Source organism: Paraburkholderia unamae, from assembly GCF_003096875.1.
Classification (GTDB): Bacteria; Pseudomonadota; Gammaproteobacteria; order Burkholderiales; family Burkholderiaceae; genus Paraburkholderia; species Paraburkholderia unamae.
Map to the genome: position 1 here is coordinate 424592 of NZ_QEOB01000004.1, position 16719 is coordinate 441310.

15 protein-coding genes are annotated in these 16719 nt (G+C 69.9%); all 15 read right to left on the reverse strand.

What is annotated here, in order from left to right:
- Positions 1–15: 15 nt before the first annotated feature.
- From C7402_RS11290 to C7402_RS11360, 15 genes are read right to left on the reverse strand one after another with little or no spacing between them, the layout of a single operon-like run.
- Positions 16–2319, reverse strand: a complete 2304-nt coding sequence (locus C7402_RS11290) for a hypothetical protein (RefSeq protein ID WP_116610702.1) — start codon at positions 2317–2319, stop codon at positions 16–18.
- Positions 2316–5153 (reverse strand): putative baseplate assembly protein, encoded by a 2838-nt coding sequence (locus tag C7402_RS11295; protein ID WP_116610703.1) that lies wholly within the window; start codon positions 5151–5153, stop codon positions 2316–2318. The genes C7402_RS11290 and C7402_RS11295 overlap by 4 nt, the downstream gene beginning before the upstream one ends.
- The gene (locus C7402_RS11300) at positions 5150–7609 is read right to left on the reverse strand and encodes a baseplate J/gp47 family protein (protein ID WP_116610704.1); all 2460 of its coding nucleotides are present in this window, start codon (positions 7607–7609) and stop codon (positions 5150–5152) included. Before C7402_RS11300 ends, C7402_RS11295 begins: the two co-directional genes overlap by 4 nt.
- A complete protein-coding gene (locus C7402_RS11305; protein ID WP_112170383.1) occupies positions 7606–7983 on the reverse strand; it encodes a GPW/gp25 family protein in 378 nt (125 codons plus the stop codon). The genes C7402_RS11300 and C7402_RS11305 overlap by 4 nt, the downstream gene beginning before the upstream one ends.
- A gap of 17 nt (positions 7984–8000) precedes the next feature.
- Positions 8001–8318, reverse strand: a complete 318-nt coding sequence (locus C7402_RS11310; RefSeq protein WP_112170382.1) for a hypothetical protein — start codon at positions 8316–8318, stop codon at positions 8001–8003.
- Positions 8319–8330: 12 nt separating this feature from the next.
- Positions 8331–8849: a phage baseplate assembly protein V gene (locus tag C7402_RS11315; protein WP_112170381.1), complete on the reverse strand. Its 519-nt coding sequence runs from the start codon at positions 8847–8849 to the stop codon at positions 8331–8333.
- 18 nt (positions 8850–8867) lie between these two features.
- A complete protein-coding gene (locus C7402_RS11320; RefSeq protein ID WP_112170380.1) occupies positions 8868–10004 on the reverse strand; it encodes a hypothetical protein in 1137 nt (378 codons plus the stop codon).
- A complete protein-coding gene (locus C7402_RS11325; protein ID WP_116610705.1) occupies positions 9997–10362 on the reverse strand; it encodes a LysM peptidoglycan-binding domain-containing protein in 366 nt (121 codons plus the stop codon). Before C7402_RS11325 ends, C7402_RS11320 begins: the two co-directional genes overlap by 8 nt.
- A 42-nt stretch (positions 10363–10404) precedes the next feature.
- Positions 10405–11013, reverse strand: coding sequence for a hypothetical protein (locus C7402_RS11330; protein WP_112170378.1), 609 nt, complete (start codon positions 11011–11013; stop codon positions 10405–10407).
- Positions 11006–11380: a hypothetical protein gene (locus C7402_RS11335; RefSeq protein ID WP_116610706.1), complete on the reverse strand. Its 375-nt coding sequence runs from the start codon at positions 11378–11380 to the stop codon at positions 11006–11008. Before C7402_RS11335 ends, C7402_RS11330 begins: the two co-directional genes overlap by 8 nt.
- Positions 11377–13377: an ATP-binding protein gene (locus C7402_RS11340; protein WP_244314813.1), complete on the reverse strand. Its 2001-nt coding sequence runs from the start codon at positions 13375–13377 to the stop codon at positions 11377–11379. The genes C7402_RS11335 and C7402_RS11340 overlap by 4 nt, the downstream gene beginning before the upstream one ends.
- On the reverse strand, positions 13374–14630 hold the full coding sequence (locus tag C7402_RS11345; protein WP_112170376.1) for a Pvc16 family protein: 1257 nt from the start codon (positions 14628–14630) through the stop codon (positions 13374–13376). Before C7402_RS11345 ends, C7402_RS11340 begins: the two co-directional genes overlap by 4 nt.
- Positions 14627–15373 (reverse strand): hypothetical protein, encoded by a 747-nt coding sequence (locus C7402_RS11350; RefSeq protein ID WP_112170375.1) that lies wholly within the window; start codon positions 15371–15373, stop codon positions 14627–14629. Before C7402_RS11350 ends, C7402_RS11345 begins: the two co-directional genes overlap by 4 nt.
- Complete coding sequence (locus tag C7402_RS11355; RefSeq protein WP_116610707.1) at positions 15370–16101, reverse strand: hypothetical protein; 732 nt, start codon at positions 16099–16101, stop codon at positions 15370–15372. The genes C7402_RS11350 and C7402_RS11355 overlap by 4 nt, the downstream gene beginning before the upstream one ends.
- A gap of 53 nt (positions 16102–16154) precedes the next feature.
- Complete coding sequence (locus C7402_RS11360; protein ID WP_112170373.1) at positions 16155–16682, reverse strand: phage tail protein; 528 nt, start codon at positions 16680–16682, stop codon at positions 16155–16157.
- Positions 16683–16719: the final 37 nt, after the last annotated feature.

The following is a 16719-nucleotide window of genomic DNA, read 5'->3' on the forward strand; positions in this document are numbered from 1 at the left end:
CGATGGTTGATGGGTCTACAGCAGTCCCGCGCCGATGCCGGGCAGCCACGCGTCGGCGTCGTCTTCGTCGCCGCAGCAGCTCGGCCGCGCGCCGTAATAGCTCGCGGGCGGCGGCGCCGGGCGCGGCTCGGGCCGCGCCGGATGCACGAACACGCCGCCTTCGAGCAGCACGGGCAGATACTCGGGCAGACGGATCTGCACGTTCGAAACCGCTTCGGTTTCCTGAATGCCGTAGTACACGCCGATCTGCGAGCCGTTGTCCGCGCCTTGCCAGATCGCGAGCGGCACGTCGCCCGAGAGCAGCGCGTAGCCGGGCCGCCCATAGCGCAGCGTGACGAAGGAAGGCGCAAACCGGGCGACGCTCGCGGGGTCGGCAAGGTCGGGCGGCAGGCACTCGTAGCGGCGCGGCGTGATGGCGTTCTGCGGCAGCGAGCAAAAGCGCACGCAGCCGGTCTGGCGGCGGCTGCACCAGAGCGCGGCGGGCCACGGATCGTGCCGCCCCGTGCGCCCGAAGAAGATCGTGTTCGAAGCGAGCGTGAGCGTGCGCGTGCGCACCTTGCCGATCACGGTGCTGTCCTCGATATGCAGGTCCGCGCCCGCCGAGTAGCCGTCCGCGCCCGCGTAGGCCACGCAGCAAGGCGAATTCGCATCGACGATGGATTCGCTCACGCGCACCGAGCCCGCCGTGCTCGCGGCAATCGGGCCGCTGATGCAGCGTGCGAGGCAAAGCGTGGTGTCGTTCGTGAGCACGATGCCGGGTTCGCATTGCGAAAGACCGTCACCGGCCGCGCCGAGGCCCGGCAAGAAGGTGCAGTCGGAAAGCTGCGCGGTGAGCGGCGCGCCGCCCAGAGTCAGTTGCCCTTCGATCAGCACGCCGTTGATGACGAGTTGCCCGGCCGCAGCGGGGTCGCCGTTCGGGAGCGGCGGCGCGGCGAGCCCGTTGATGTCGAGGTTGCCGCTCAACGTGGCGCACGCTTCGTCCCATTCGAGCGCGCGCGGGCCGCCTTGCGCGAGCGGCGTGGCGGAAACGACGGCGAGCACGCTGGCCGAAGGCAGGGCGATGGCGTTCGGCCCGGTGAGGTCGATCACGTGGCGCTCATAGCGGGGCAGCACGATGACGCCGGTCGAGCCCGGCGGTTGCGCGTTCCATTGCGCGACCGCGCTCGCCAGGTCCGGGAACGGGCTCGTGCCGACCAGCGCGTAGAAGTCGGCGGCGGCGAGGTTCGCGGTGGGCGCCTGCGCGTCGAGCGTCGCGCTGCGATCGTAGGGGCCGCCGCCCAGTGCGGCCGCAAAGCCGTATGCGTAGCTCACGCGCACGCTGGCGGGCGCGGGCAGATCGGCGGCGAACTGGATGCGGCCGAGTTCGGGGTCGATCGCAATCTTGCCGGGCGGCACGACGCACCACGGGCCGCCCGTCGCGCTTTGGCGGTCGGCGAGATTGGCGCAGCAGATTTGCGTGACGGGCACGGCCACGCCGTCGGCCACGAGGGCGAGGCTCGCGCCGTAGAAGCGGGCGGGCTGGCGGCGGAACTCGCCGCGCCGGATCGGCTGGGGCACGTCGAGGCGCGTATGCATGCGCGAGAACGGCGCGCCGCTTGCGGGCGGCACGCTGAACAGCGGCATGTCGAGGCCGATGGGGCTGAAGCGAAAACGCCGCGCGTCCACCACGAACGCAGGCGCATCGCCGATCCACCACGGCTGGCAGCGCCACAGGTGGACGGCCACATCGGGAACGTTGATGCGCCCCGGCCCATGCAGGCCGATGTCGAGCGGCGCGGGGTCGGGCAGCGCCACTTCGCGCACGCGCGGCGCGATGCGGCGCACGTCGAGCGTGCGGTTGCTGCGATCGAACGCGGTGTCGTTCAGCGTATCGAGCACGTCGTTGCGGCGCAGGTCGAGGCACGCCACATGGTGCGGACGTGGCAGGCGCATGCTCTGCGTCGTGACGATGCGGCGAAATTCCTCGACCACGATGGCGGGCCGCCCCGACACGTCGCCGGCCACCTGTTGCAGGCACACGGGCGTGCCCTTGCGGCGGCGATAGCCGATCGTGTTGGCCACTTCCGCGCGGCTGTCGAGCCCGGCGGCCGTCTGATAGATCGAGTTGTAGCCGATCAGGTCGCCGATATACGGAATGACCCACGGCATGCACGTTTCGATGAACTGATCGTCGTAAAGCTGTTCGATGTTCTCCTCGACCACGTCGAACTGGCTCGCGGCGATATTCATGAGCGCCTGCAACGGGCCGCCCGCGAGTGCGTCGCGCGTGCGGTAGACGGCCGGCAGCAGCGCGAACAGCGTTTTGGCGTCGAGGCTCATGACCAGACTCCGATGGCGTGCTCGCTCGCCGGATCGATGAGCAGCATCTGCGCGCCGAGCGGCGGCTGCGGACCCGCCGCGCACAGCAGCGGCGGCACGGTGAGCGCCGCGTCGCCGCTCGGGCAGAGCGCCGTGAGTTGCATGGCGAGCACGCCGGGCGTGAGCTGCACGATCGAGACCACGTCGCTCGCGGCCACGCTCTGGCCCGGCTGGCGCGCGGCGAACGAAAACGCGGCGGCCAGGTTTTGCCACGCGGCGGCGAGCACGAGCGTCGTGTCGTAGGCGGGATCGACGCGCACGTTCGCGGCCATCTCGAACGGCACCGGCTCATACGAGGCGACCGTGAGCGGCACATACGGATTGCCGTACTGCCGCAGCGAGGCGATCAGGTTGAGGATCGTGTCGTCGGTGGGCGCGAAGGTCGCGCCGTTCGCGCCCGCCACCGTGAGAAATACGCCGCGCCGGCCGCGTGCCCACGTCCACGAGGCGATGGCCTTGGCGATGCCCGCGAAGTTCAGCGCGTAATTCTGGTAGTCCTCCAGCGACACCACGCGGCCGATGGTGAGCGTGGGCAGCGGCGCGCGCGCGCGCGCATCGGCGGCCGTGGCCGGATCGGCGCCGCCCGCCGCCGCCGAAGGATTGACGGCCGAGCGCAGCCCCTGGGGCCGGTCGATCGCCTGCGAAAGCTGGCCCGAAGCCACCATGCCCGCGCTGCCGATGCCCTTGCGATAGACAGCGCGGATGTTCATCTGCCCGGTGGGCGGCCGCGCGCCGTTCACGCCGTCGCCGAACTGGATCACCGTGAAGCCCGCTTCGTTCACGCGCGTGACGAACACGCGGTCGGCCGGGCCGGAAGCGAGCAGGTTGGGCGCTTCCTGCCAACGCAGATTGTTGACCCACACCTGTAGCGTGGATTGCGTGCCGTTCTGTGCGGTCGAGGAAACGTAGGTGAGCGGCGACTGCTTGAGCGTGAAAGTGAGCGCCGGGTTGGTCGCGTCGCCGGAACCGAGGATCTCCTGCACGGTTTCGCCGTGCGTGGCCCAGACGGCGTTGGCGTTGACGGTCACGGTGGCGGCGTCGTAGAGCCGCGTGAGCGGGCCGCCCAGGCTCAGCGTGGTCACGTCGCCCTGAACGGCCACGCCAGCGACATCGGAGGCTTCGCGCACCGGCGCGTCGCCGCTCGCGGCGGGCAGCAACTGCACGAACGCGTCGGGCACGAGCAGCGCGCCCGCCACGCCGCTCGCCGTTTCGACGCTCCAGAGCGGCGTGCCGCTGCTTTCGTCCACGAGCGGCGGCCACGCATCGACGAGGAACACCTGGTTGTCGGGCACGGCCGTGGCCGCGAGCGAGCCTTCCGGCACGAACTGCGCGGCGGCGCCCGGCAGCACCTGAAGGCGCACGCGCTGGCCCGCCACGCCGATCGCCTGGCCGAGCGCGATGCGCTGGCCGCCGACGAGGCTCACGCTGCTCCCGCCCACGGGGGCGATGAGCGCCGGGTCCATCCAGTAGCCGGGGTTGGCGTCCCACTCGGTGAGCGGCAGCGCGGCGGGCTGCAACTGCGCGCTGTCCACGTAGACGGTGACGTTGCGCGTGTCGTTCTCGAACGCGGCCAGCGCGGTATCGAGATCGTCGGACACCGTGCCGCCGAGCGGCGCGCCCCACGCGAAGGTGAGACGGGTGGTCTTGGTGGTGAGCGTGTAGCGGTTCGGGTTGGATTCGTCGGCGGTTGTCACCAGCAGGCACGCCGAGCCCTGGGTGCCGTAGAACACGGCCCATTCGTCCACGCCCGCGGCGGGCGCGAGGCCCGCATAGGCGGCGTCGAGATTGAGCCGCCAGGAGCCGGGCACGTAGCTCGAATAGCTCCAGTCGGTCGAGCCGCCGAAGAAGACTGGCGGGATGATCTTGACGGTTTTGGCTTCCAGCAGCACCGGACCCGAGGAGGGTGCACCGCCGATATTCGACAGGTTGTTGGAGAGCAGCGCCGGGTCGGGCGCCTGCACGCCATAGAGCGCGGCCTTTTTGTGCAGCACATAAAGGCACACGGCGTCGGCCGTCGTGCCTGCGGGAAAGTCGCTCGACAGCGCGCTGTCCCACTGCAACTGCGTGACGCCGCGCTGCGCGTCGGCGTTGACCGCCGTGACGAAGTGCGCGTCGGCGGGGCCGCTCTGCACGGGCTGGCTGCCCGCCGCGGCCACGAACAGCAGCAGGTCGCCCACGTTCACGTTGTTCGCGGTGCCCGCGATCCACGTGGCGTTCTCGCCGGTGAGCTGCCACGCCTGGGTGGTTTGCGCGGGCAGCGCGTTATAGCCGATCTGCGCGACGAGATCGGCCGAGGTCTCGAACATCTGCGCCGTTTGCCCCGGCCCCGGCACGCTCTGCACGCGCGTACCGGCGGGGATGAGCACAGGGTCGGGAGAACCGGGCGCGTCCGCGAGCGTGAACGCGAGCACGTCGCTTGCCGCCACGCCGGGCGAAGGCACGTAGCCGATCAGCCGCGCCAGTTCGAACACCGAGCGCGTGTCGAGCGCGGTGCGCAGGAACGCCTCGTTGGCGAAGCGCTCCTGGTAGAACGTGAGGATGTCGAGCGCGACGGCCCACGCGTCGAGCAGCGCGATGCTGAAGTCGGTCGACTCGCGCGTGCGCAGCAGGCCCATCGGCGTGTAGGCGGATTGCGAGAGACTCGCGAGCATGCTGGCGTTGAAGGTCGCCCAGCGGCCCACGCGATAGCCGATCGCGGCGAGCGCGGGCGCGTTGACGATGCGCTCGGGCGTTTCGAGCGCGATGCCCGTGCAGCAGTCGCACAGGGTATCGGTCGTGGTCGGGCAGACGCTCATTTGCCACCGTCCAGCAGTAACGTGAAGGTGCCCCGGTCCAGATGATTGGGGTCGTTGTCGCAACGCGCGATTTCGAGGCGCCCGAGCGTGAGATAGCCCTGCGCGACGCCGTCCACCCAGGGCGCGTCGAGCCGCCCGAACTGCGCGAGCGTGGCCGAGATCACGCCGTCCACGGCCTGCGCGGCGGCCACGAGCGGGCTCGCGTAAATGGTCTGGCCGAACACGAAGTTCGCCGCGTTCAGCAGGCCCGGCTGGCCGTCGCACTGGTCGCCCGTGATGAAGCGGCGCATCAGTGCGCTGTACACGTCGCCGCGAAAGTGATCGGGCGCGACGCAAATGCGCAGCACGATGGCGAGGCCCACGATGCGTGCGGCCTCGGCCGCGACGTCCACGCCGAGCATGCGCAGCAGGTCCAGGCGGCGGCGCGTGTCGGCGGCGAGTTGCGGCGTGAGCGTGGTGTCCGGCTCGATCGAAACGAAGGCGCTGTACCAGCTGCCGGTCCAGCGCAGCGTGCCGCGCGCCTCGCTGATGCCGGGGAACGTCGAGGCCTGCGCGCCGTAATCGTCCTCGGTCACGCAGCGCGCCTGGGTCTGGAATGAGAACGGCGCGTACTGGCGGATAGTCTCCATGCTCTCGGCATCGACGCCGCCCGCAGCCGCCAGCGGATTGCGCACGATCGTAATGAACTGAGGATTCCAGATCATATGGACGATGCTGTCGCGGCCCACGTTGCCCGCGCTGCCGTTGCCCACGCGGTAGCTCGCTGTGAACTGGAGGCCGGGGGCGGGCGCGGCGCCGTACTGGCCGTCGCCAAAGCGCAGGTGAACCGAGCCGTCGGCTTCTATCTCGGGCACGAACGCCGCAGCCTCGCCGGGGCTTTCCAGCAGATCGGGCACGGCGCTCCAGTGGCGCGCGTCGTCGCTGCTCACTGTGATTTGCGGCACGGCCGCGTCCGGGCCCGCGCTCTGGAACGCCGAGGCGGGCGCGGTGGCGTCGTAGGGCGGCGCGAACGTCAGCAGGGTTTGCGCGAGTTCGGGATAGAAGCGCGCGTGGGCGGTGAGCGCGACGGCGGTGCTGGTGCCGTCGTCGCAGGTGCAGCCGGTCGCGGCCTGGGCGGCGAGCGGCAGCTTCGGCACTACGCCCAGCGCTTCGCCCGTCACGGCCACGCCGTGGTCGGCGGGCACGAGGTTGCCGCGCGCGAGGCTCACGTCCGCGATGGGAGCGGGTGTGCCGTCGTCGTTCGTGAGCGTGACGGACAGGCAAAGCGGAAACGGCGGCGCGTCCTGCGCGGCCCACGTGATTTCGGTGATGGCCTCGCCCGTGAGCGGGTCGGCAAGCGTGGCACCGCCGTCGTCGAATAGCCGTACGCTCGTGAGCCGTACGGCCCAGCGGTGGGTGGGATCGGCGTCGGCGGCCGCGCCCGTCAGCGGGCCCAGCACCTCCTCGAACATGAGCACCGTGCCCGTATTCAACGTGGCGCAGTGGCCGCTTAGCGTGGCCTGCGTCGCGCCGGCGGGCAAGCAGCAGTCGGTGTCGCTCCACGTGTAGAACGAGAGGCTGTTTTGCTCGGTTTGCAGCGTGACGTCGCACAGGCTGCTGAACACCGGCTGCGTGCCGGCCTGCAACGCGGCGACGTGCGGCAGGTCGGTGGGCCTCACCACGGTAGGCTCACCCGGCGTGCGCACGTAGAACGCCGTGCCCGCCGGCACCGGTTGATCGTCCTTCGTGGTGTTCAGAAAGATCCACGCGCGCGCGTTGCAGCCTTCGCCAATCGCGTAGTCCACGAGCCGCGCATGGCGGCGCAGCGAAATGCGGCTGCGCGCCGTGCCGAGATACGCCTCGGTGCTCACGGCGTCCTGCTGGTAGCTCAGGTGGTCGGCGGCGTAGGCCAGCGCTTCGACGAGTGCCACGCCCATGTCCGCCGCGTGGGTTTCGCTCCACGCGGGCATGAGCGCGGCCATGCGGTCGAGCATGACCTGCACGAATCCTGGGTAGTCCTTGGCAAGATAGTTGATGTCGGGCGGCGGCGCGGCGGGCGTCGCGCAGCAGGTCGTGGCGAGGCAGTCGGCGGGCGAGGGGCAGTCGGCCTTGAACGAGAATGTGATCGAGGAGAGCGCCGGGTCGAGTCCCGCCGGTGCATCGTTGCCGCCGGGCGTGGCGACGAGCGTGAGCGTATAGGGCGAGAAGTCGCCGGTGCCCGAGAACGTCACGACGACCACGAGCGGGTCGGCGTCGCTCGCCGCGTCCACGCCCGTCACCGTGATCGCCGTGCCGCCGCTCACGCTCACGTTGTTCACGCCGAGTGCGAGACCGCGTGCATCCTTCAGGAACGTGATGGCGAGTTGCGTGCCGCAGCCGGGGCGCTCGCCTGGCAGTTCCGCGTAGTCGATGCCGTTCAGCGGCGAGCGCGTCAGCACGAGATCGCGGCGCGACTTCTGCGCGCAGAAGTAGATCACGATGCGCCTCCCGTGGCGAGCGCGCCATACACCACCTGCTGCGTTTGCTGCTGCTGCGTGGCCAGCACCACGTAGACCACGGTGATGAGCAGCGTGGCGTCCTCGGCGCTCACGCTGACCGACTGCACGCGGATCAGGTCCGATAGCCACATCTGCAAGCTGGCCTGGATCACATTCTGCTGCGCAGCCGCGAGCATGTCGCTATTGGGCGCGAACACGAGCTGCGCGGTGCCGCTGCCGAAGGTCGGACGGTTCACGCGCTCGCCGGGCGAGGTGAAGAGGATCTGCTCGATCATCTGTTCGATATGCGCGACGAGACTCGTCTGGGCCGTGTGGCCGTTCGGGTCGAGGGCGTAGGGGAAGGCGAGGTTCATGGCGGTTCGGGCAACGCTCATTGGGCGGCCACGCGCGTTTGCGCGACGATCGGCATGAGCGGCAGGCCGCTCGGCGCGCACACCGACGTGCCGCTCTGCACGACGAACGGCTGGCCGAACGAGGTCACGCGCAGCGTGCCGAGCAGCCATGTGCCGGTGATGCAGGGCGGGTTCAACGCCGCCGCCGCCGGGCATCCCGTCACGATCCACGGGAACGGCAGCAGCGCCGAGGGCATGCCGCTCAGCATGACAGCGGGGTTCGGCACCGTGGGCATGGCGGGCGCGCCGTGGGCGCAGGTGACGGTCGCGCCTTGCTGGAGGAGAAAGCCTGGCATCGCATTGCCTCTTCAGATCACTTGCAGCGCGCCTTCGTTGATGGTGACGGCGGGCCCCGTCATGACGATGGTCGCGCCCTGGCCGTTGCTGATCGTGATGCCCGTCTCGCTGATCGAGATCATCGCGCCCGTGGCTGTTTTGAGCAGGATGCCGCCCGTGGGGCCCGGCACGTCGCTGATCATCAGCGTGTTCTGCATGGTGGTCTGCACGACCATCTGCTGGAGGCCCGGCGGCGCGGCGAGCGCAAGCGCAGGCACCTCGGCCGCCGAGCCCCAGTAGCAGCCCACCCACACGGGGTAGTCGAGGTCGCCCTGCTCGAATTCGATCCACACCCCCGAGCCGATCGCGGGCGTCACGTAGAGGCCCGCCTGAATGCCGCCGAACGGCAGGCACGGCATGGCCCACGTGGAGGGCAGCACGTTGGAGACGGCGGCCACCTGGACCATGAGCCGCCCCATCTGCATGGGGTCGACGTTGTCGAGTACGGTGCCGCGAAACTTGCCGAAATGCTTGCTCGATGGCTTGCTCATGATCGGGTTGCCTGGGCGTTAGAAGGGCATGGCGGGAACGACGGGCGTGTTCGCGATCAGCGCGTTGCGCTTGAGCACGAAGCTCTGCTTGTACTCGCCGGGCTTCACCTGATGCGTGGTGCTGTCGACGTAATAGATGCCGTCGAACGCCACGCCCGCGCCGCGCATGCCCACGAGGCTGCGCGCGCGCAGGATCTGGCCGTAGCGCTGCACGTCGAGCGAGCCCTGGCCCGTAATGATGTCGGCCGTTTCCACCGCGCGCGCCATGCCGCGCATGAGCGCCTGGCCGATGGGCAGCTTGGCGGTGTCCTCCAGCGGCTCGACCTTCTGCGGGATGGGCGGCATGAGGCCGAGCGGCGGATTGAACGGCGTGACGGATGGAATCGGAATCGGCACGACGGTGTTGACCACGGGCACCTGCGTGAACACGACGGGCGTGACCGCGCCTTGCGGCTCGTAGCGCAGGCTCAGGCTTTCGACGTTGGTCCACGCGTCGAGATTCACGTTCAGGCACGGTTGCGGCATGCCGAAGCGGATCTGCGGGCCCCAGTACGCGGCGCTCGTGCCGGGCGCGGGGCCGGGAATCATGTAGAACACATAGCCGCACAGGCGCGCGAGTTCCTGAATGTAGTCGAGGTCGGTGCCCTTCTGGCCGGGCGTGCGGTCCGTGGGTACCTCGATGTCGGGCACCGGCACGGGCGTGACGGCGGGCACCACGCCGAACGCCGCATATTTCGCGAGGATCGCGGCCACGCGCACGTCGGGGCTCGTGCCCGGATACGGCAGGCCGGTGAAATCCACGAAGCCCATCAGCGCGGAAAGATCCTCGCCGGTGACCACGAGTTTCGACGACCCCTGCATGGCCTCGGGCGATACTTCGCAGTGCATCACAATGCCGTCGATCACCACTTGCGGCAGGCCGCCGAAGGTCGCCATCAGCACCACGCGCAGCACCGGCACGGGCGAGGAGGCGGCGAGCACGAAAAAGGTTTGCAGGATCGAGTCGTCGGCGAGGGTGAAGGTGAGCTGAAAGCCGCTCCTGCCGGTCGCCGATTCGGTCACCTCCGCCGAGACCAGCGCGTCGATGAGCGGCTTGGGCACCGGCACGGCGATCACGGGCCCGGCCAGCAGCGTGAGATAGAGCGGGCTAGCCATTGCGCGCTCCGGGCGGGATGTTCGACGAAAGCGGGATCAGCACGGCGCGGCCCGCCTGGGCGGTGAGCGCGTCGGGGTCCACGCTGGCGTTGGCGTCGCAGATCATCCAGTAGAGCAGCGGGTCGCCGAGAAACTTCGCGGCGAGGTTGTCGAGGCGATCGCCCTCGCAAACGGCGTAGCCTTGCGTCGCGGGATAGATCGTCGGCTGCGGCACGATGCGCCGCGCGAGATAGCGCACGGCCACGCCGTTGGCCAGCGTGTACGGCAGCGTGGCCGCGCCGTAGTAGCGGCTCGAAGGCAGGGTCGGCGCGCCGGTGCCGGCGGCGGAGCGGATCAGCGCACTGAGGGAAGCGTCCATGATCGTCGTGCCTTCGCTGTGGGTAACGTGCGGGTGTCGGGTTCAGGCAAGCGACGCGAGCGCGAGCCCTTCCTTGGTCGTCTGGTAGACGAGGTAGAGCGCGCCCGCCGGGGTGAGGAAGCCCACGTCGTTCACGCTCAGCACGCGCATGCCGAGCGACACCTTCGCGTGAATGGGGTTGAGCTGCGGGTCGAAAAACTGCTCGGTGATCTCCATGTCGGTGAGGCGCACGGGTGTCAGGCGCGTGGCGTTCCAGGCGAACACCGTGAGCGCCGATTGCATCGGCAGGATCTCGATCGTGCCGATCAGCGAGAGCACTTCGTTGGCGATGAGCGTGACGCTCGACGGGTAGATCAGCAACTCCAGCAGCGCGAGCTGCGGCTGGATGCCGAGCGCGAGCGCGATGGCGTCGCCGGCGGCGAGCGCGTCGGTGGCGTCGATCTCGATCTCGCACTTGATGGTCTCGATCGGCGGGCCCTTCAGGCGCAGGACCTCGGTGCGGTCGGGCTCGTCGCCCACGGCCTGCGGCTTGAGCGAGCGCGTGAGCGTTTCGGGGTTGTACTGCAAGGGGATCGAGCCGAGCGGCACGCCGAGCGTCGGTTCGAGCATCAGGATCGCGCCCTTGCGCAGTCGCGGCGAAATGTCAGGCATGGCGGCGCTCCGTGGCAGCGGTGGCGGCGGTGTCGGCAGTGGTCTGTGCAGGCAGGCGCGCGAAGAGGCGCCGCGCCAGTTCGCGCGCGGCCTCCTCGGGCGTGCTGCCGGGGCGCACAGTCAGCGGCGCGACATGAGCGAGGTGCTGTGCGCCGCTTGCGGCAAGCGAGGACCAGTCGCGCGGCTGCGCGGCCAGTGTGCGCAGCGCGGCCTCCAGCGTGCGCATGAAACGCGCGTGCTGCGCGGCTGTGTAGCCTTCCACGCTCAGATGCGAGATGTCGAGGCGCACGTTCGCGGGGGCCGTGCGGGCCTGCGTTTGCGTGGTGGATTGCGCCGCTTTGCGCGCCTTTGCCGCCGCTTGCCTCATGACCATCCCCTCGTTTCGGCGGCCGTGAGCGGCCGGTCCATCTTCGCGTACTCGGTGCGCGAGGCCGCGAGGATCTGTGACGCGCCGATGCGCGTGCCCGCCTCGGCCGCGAGAAAGGCCGCGTGCACGGCGATATTGCGGATCACGCCGCCCGGCACGTTGAGCTGCGCGAGTTGCTCGAAGTCGAGCGCCGCGTCGAGCGGCGCTTCGGCCGGGAAAATGCCGCGCCAGATGCGCGCGCGCGAAGGCGCGTCGGGCAGCGGAAACTGCACGATGAAACGGATGCGCCTCACGAACGCGGGGTCGAGCGCGTGGCGCTGGTTGGTCGTGAGGATCGCCATGCCGCGATAGCTGTCCATGCGTTGCAGCAGATAGCTCACTTCGAGGTTGGCGTAGCGGTCGTGGCTGTCGCGCACTTCGCTGCGTTTGCCGAAAAGCGCATCGCACTCGTCGAACAGCAGGACCGCGCCGCTTTGCTCGGCGGCGTCGAACACGGTGCGCAGATTCTTCTCGGTTTCGCCGATGTACTTGCTCATGAGCGCCGCGAGGTCGATGTGATAGAGGTCGAGATCGAGTTCGCGCGCGAGGATTTCGGCGGCCATGGTCTTGCCGGTGCCGCTGCCGCCGTAAAAGAGCGCGGTGAGGCCATGTCCGCGGCTATAGCGCTGCGCGAAGCCCCAGCGCTGGTTGACCACGGCGCGCTGACGCAGATGGATGGCGATCTGGCGCAGCGTGTCGGTTTGCGTGGGCGGCAGCACGAGCTCGCCCCACTGCGCGCGCGGCTCGACGCGCTGCGCGAGCGTGTCGAGCGCGCGGCGGCCCTGCTGGCGGCAGACCTGCCAGGCGACGTCGCCGAGATCCGGCCCGGCTTGCGGCGCGCCGCGCGCGAGGGCGGCGGCGTCACGGATCGCCGGTTCGTCGAAGTGGAAGTAATCGACGATGCGCTCCAGCGCGCCGTTCATGCGCGCGGCGTCGTCGCCGAGCGCGTCGAGCCATGCGGTGCGGCGTTCGTCGGGCGTCAGCGCGGGCACGTCCACGCGCAGCCCCGCGAGCCGCTCCACGCGCGAGCCGGGCGGCGCGTCGAGCGCCACGGGTGCGCTCACGCGCGCGAGCCAGCTTGCGAGCGCGGCGGCCGCTTCGTCGCTTTCGTTGTCGCTGCGCACGTAGAGCGCCGCGTGCTGCAAGGCCGCTTCGCGCGTCCACAGGCGTGCGAGCGTGTTGCGCTCCTCGGCCGTGGCGGGCAGCTCGCTCGCGTTCAGTTGCCACGGGCGCAATCCGGATCGTTCGCATAACCAGGCGAATGCGGATTCGCGCGCGGCGGCGCGCGCGCCGCAGAGCAGCAACGGCCGGTCCGCGCCGCGCGCGTCGCGCCACTGGTGCAGGCCGCTTTCGAGCGCGCGCTCGTAGGCATCCAGTTCGGCCCCGGCGCGCACGTGCGCGTGCGTGGGCGCAAGCGGGAGGATCGTCGCTTCCAGTTGGGCGTCGATGGCGGGCACGCCCAGCACGAAGTGCAGGATGCGTTCGTTCACGCGCAGCGGCGCGTGCAGCAGCGCTTCGGCTGCGCCGCTCACGCGGATCACGTCGATCAGGCTCCAGTAGCGCAGCGGCGTCGAGCCGCTCAGCGCGCTCCAGTGTGCGCCGTCGAGCGTCGCCAGCGCGAGCGCGAAGCTTGGCCACGGGCTGCGCGCGTCGCCCTGCGCGGCGGCGCATGCGTTCGCGAAGCGCGCTTCGAGGCTTGCGCCGAGGCACAGCACCAGCACGTCGAGTTCGAAGGCGCTGAGCGAGAACACGGATTTGAGGCGCGCGAGGGTGTCGTCGGCGGAGGCGGCTTCGAACGACGAAGCCGGGGCCGATGGCGTTGGCTCGGGGCGCGCTTCGCCGGGCCGCTCGCCGAGGCCGCGCACCAGTTGCGCATACACGCGATCGAGCGCTTGCGCGAGCGTTTCGGTTGAGGTTGAGGGCGCGGGTGAGGGCGTCATGACGGCTGCCGTGCTCATGGCGTCACCTCCAGTTGCGGCAGCCATTGCCCGTAGGTCGGACTGCCGTTCGTGGTGTCGAGCGCAATGCGGCTTTGCGCGCCGTCCACTTCGATGCGCACGGGCCACTTGCCCGTTGCGAAGCTTGCGGGCACCGTGAGCGCGAGCTGGCTCACGGGCGGGTTGCCGAGCGCACGGGCTTCGATCGGCAAGGCCGTGTCGCCGAGATAGAACACCACCTGCTGGGCGCTGCCCACGGCGGGCGAGATCGAGAGCGTGGCCGCGCTGCCGCGCGCGACGCTCGCGGGATTGACCTGCGTGATCACCGGCAGCAACTGGAACGGCATCGGGCTCGAACTGAAGCCCGCATGCGCGGCGGGCGAAATCGGGTAGGTCACGGTGCGCTGCACGCGCAGCGTGCGGGTGCCGGCTTGCAGCGTGGCGGGCACGGCGATGCGCAGCGTCGTGCCCTGCACCGTGTCGGGCGGCAGGCCCGCCGCGTTGTCGAACGACACGAGCGTGCCGCCCGGCGTGTCGCCGGTGAAGGCCTGGCCGAGGATCGTGAGCGTGCCGCCCGCGAGCACGGGGTTCGGCGCGACGCTCGTGATGACGGGGGCCTGCGAGGGCAGCGCGAGCACGCCGCGCCGCTGCACGGGGCGATTCGACGCGTAGCTGGCGGTGTCCTGGATCACCACCACCGAGACCTGATACGACGTGGTGGGGCGGTAGCTGGTCTGAAAGGCCGTCCAGAGGCGGTAGATTTCCTCGGTCGTGAGCGCTTCGGGCGTGATGCGGATGTGCTCGAACTGCGTGGCGAGCAGGCAGCCGCTGATGAGCTGGCCTTCGGGCGTCACGTTGTTGGTGCTGAGGTCGGTCATTGCGCTTTCGATCATCGCGCGCGGCACGACCGGCGTGTCGTGAAAGACCTTCATGGCCCAGCCGAGCAGGATCTCGGGATCGAACTGGCCCGCCCCATAGGCCGTCACGAGGTAGTGCAGATTCAGCGCGAGCGGCGGATTGCTGATGGCCTCGCCGCGCGCGTTGCGCGAGGGCTCGGACTCGTTGCGCAGCGCGGGGTTCAGGCTCGCGTAATACATGAAGATGTTGAGGTGCGGGGCTTCGTCCGCGCCGGTTTGCACGAGGTCGGGCGAGGTGGCCGTGATGCCGGGCGAGCCGCCGCCGAGCAGCGTGGTGGGGCCGTTCGGCGTGAGGGCGTTGCTGAGCAGCCAGCGCAGCAACGCGCTCACGCCGCCCACGGCGAGATAGCTGCTCATCGCGTGTTGCCTCCGCCACGGCGCAGGAAGGCGTCGAGGCTCACGGCGGGCCGGAACGGCGCACGCGGCGGCGCGGGCGGTGCGCTGGCGGCGCGCACTTCCACGCGGCCGAAGTTGATGGTGACAGTGGGCGCGGCGGCCGGCGGGGGGGCGGCGCGTGGCGGCGTGGGTGCGCGTGCGGCCGGTGTGGTCGGTGTGCTCGGCAGGGCGACGCGTTCCCTGTGTTCGGTATGCGCGGCGTGTTCTGCGAAGCGCTGTTCCGGCGCAAGCGGCGGCGTGGCGAACTCGTTGTCGCGGCGTGTGTTCCGGGCGGGCTCATGCGCCTTCGGTGGGGCCGAAGGTTTCGCACTGAGCAGCGGATCGATTCTCGCTTGCGAGGTGCGACGTTGTAGCGCGTGTGCAGTGCCTGGCGCCTGGGCCGGCGCGATATCGCCTGCTTCTTTCGTTGCGTGAACAACGACATGGGCCGGGCGCGCGGGCGCTTGTGTGGCATTCGCGCCTGGCCGTTGTGGCGTCGCATCGGCGCTTGTGCGGCCGACCTCGCTTGCGTGGACTCCGGGCGCTGCGGCATGCAGGACGCCTGGTTCACGCGCTTCCACCTCCCGATGCTCCTCGAAAACGCCATCCACGGCTTCGCCCGCGCGCGGCGCGAACGACGTGCGCAGCAGCGGTTCGATCCGCGGCGTGGGCTCCAGCGGGCTTTCGCGCGCGCGGCGCGCCATGCGTTGCAGCAGCGTGCTCATGCGTCCAGCAACTCCAGGTAGGCGTCGCGGCGGGCCTGGCTCATGGCGGCGATGGCCGCCTCGCTCCAGCCATAGTGCAACGCGAGGGTGTGAATGTCGGCGAGCAGGCGTCGCGCCGCATGGCGCGCCTCGCGCCAGACGAAGTCCGCGAGGTCCAGCTCGTGATGGGCGGCGTGGCCGCATTGCGGGCATGTCAGCGCGCAATGCAGTTCGGCGGCCGCGTGTATGCGTTCGAATTCGGCGAGGGCGGCGGGCGTGGCGGTCGTCACTTCATTTTTTGCATTCGTTGCGCTCTCAACCAGACAGCGCCGCAGCAGTTCGCGCTCGGCCGCCTCATCGTCGGGCATGCGGGACGCCGCGAGCAAGTCGGCCGTCGTCGCCTCGCGCACGCGCCATGCCGCATCGTCGGGCACGCTTGCGGCGCACGCATCGAGCGATGCGAGCGCGTCTTTCACGGCAAGGTGGAACGTCATGGGCGCGCCGCACGCGGCGCATTCGGCGTACCCCTCCAGCACGGGCCCGAAGCTCAGTGCGCGCAACGCGAGCAGCGCGCGGTTGCGCTCGGCAAGCGGCTGGTCGAGCAGCCTGTCGCGCTCGCAGCCGGGCCACGCGGCGGCCAGCAGCGTGAGCGGGCGCAGCAGCGCCGGCTCGCGCCGCGCCGCCTCGCACGCTTCGACGAGGCGCAGGCCCGCGAGCGGCTGCATCGCGCCGGAGGGGTTCATCGCCATTGCCGGCTCCCTGGTGTGCTCCCTGTGATCGTCATGCTGCTTTCACGTCACGCTCACGCGGCCGTCGAGTTGTAGGTCGGCTCGGTCGGCTCGGTGACCGAGGTATCGCGCTCCCAGCCCTCGTTTTCGAGCTTGATATGCTGGATCGCCACGGCGTTCGCGTTGGCGTCGAGGTCGGGCAATGCCTGGTACTCCGAAACCCATGCGCGATAGATCTTGTAGCTGATGGCAAGCTGCCCCGCCTCGTTATAGAAGTCGAGGATCACGTCCTTGCGAAAGTCCGCGAGCGACACTTCGCTGCCGAGCGTCGCGCCCAGTTGCCACACTTTCGCGGCCCAGGCCTCGAAGTCGGTGTCGTGCGTCACGCCGCGCTCCAGCGTGATCGCCTCGAACTCGGTGCGGCCCGGCGACTTGCGCGAGGTGCTCGGGTCGCCGCCTTCGCGATGCTTGACCACCTCGGTGGTGCGCTTGAGCGCCGAGACCTTGCTGACGCCGGCCACGTAGCGCCCGTCCCACTTGAGCCGGAATTTGAAGTTCTTGTACGGGTCGAAGCGCTGGGGGTTGACGGTGAACTCTGCCATGACTGATCTCCGCCGCTAGGGCACAGGTAAGTAAGAG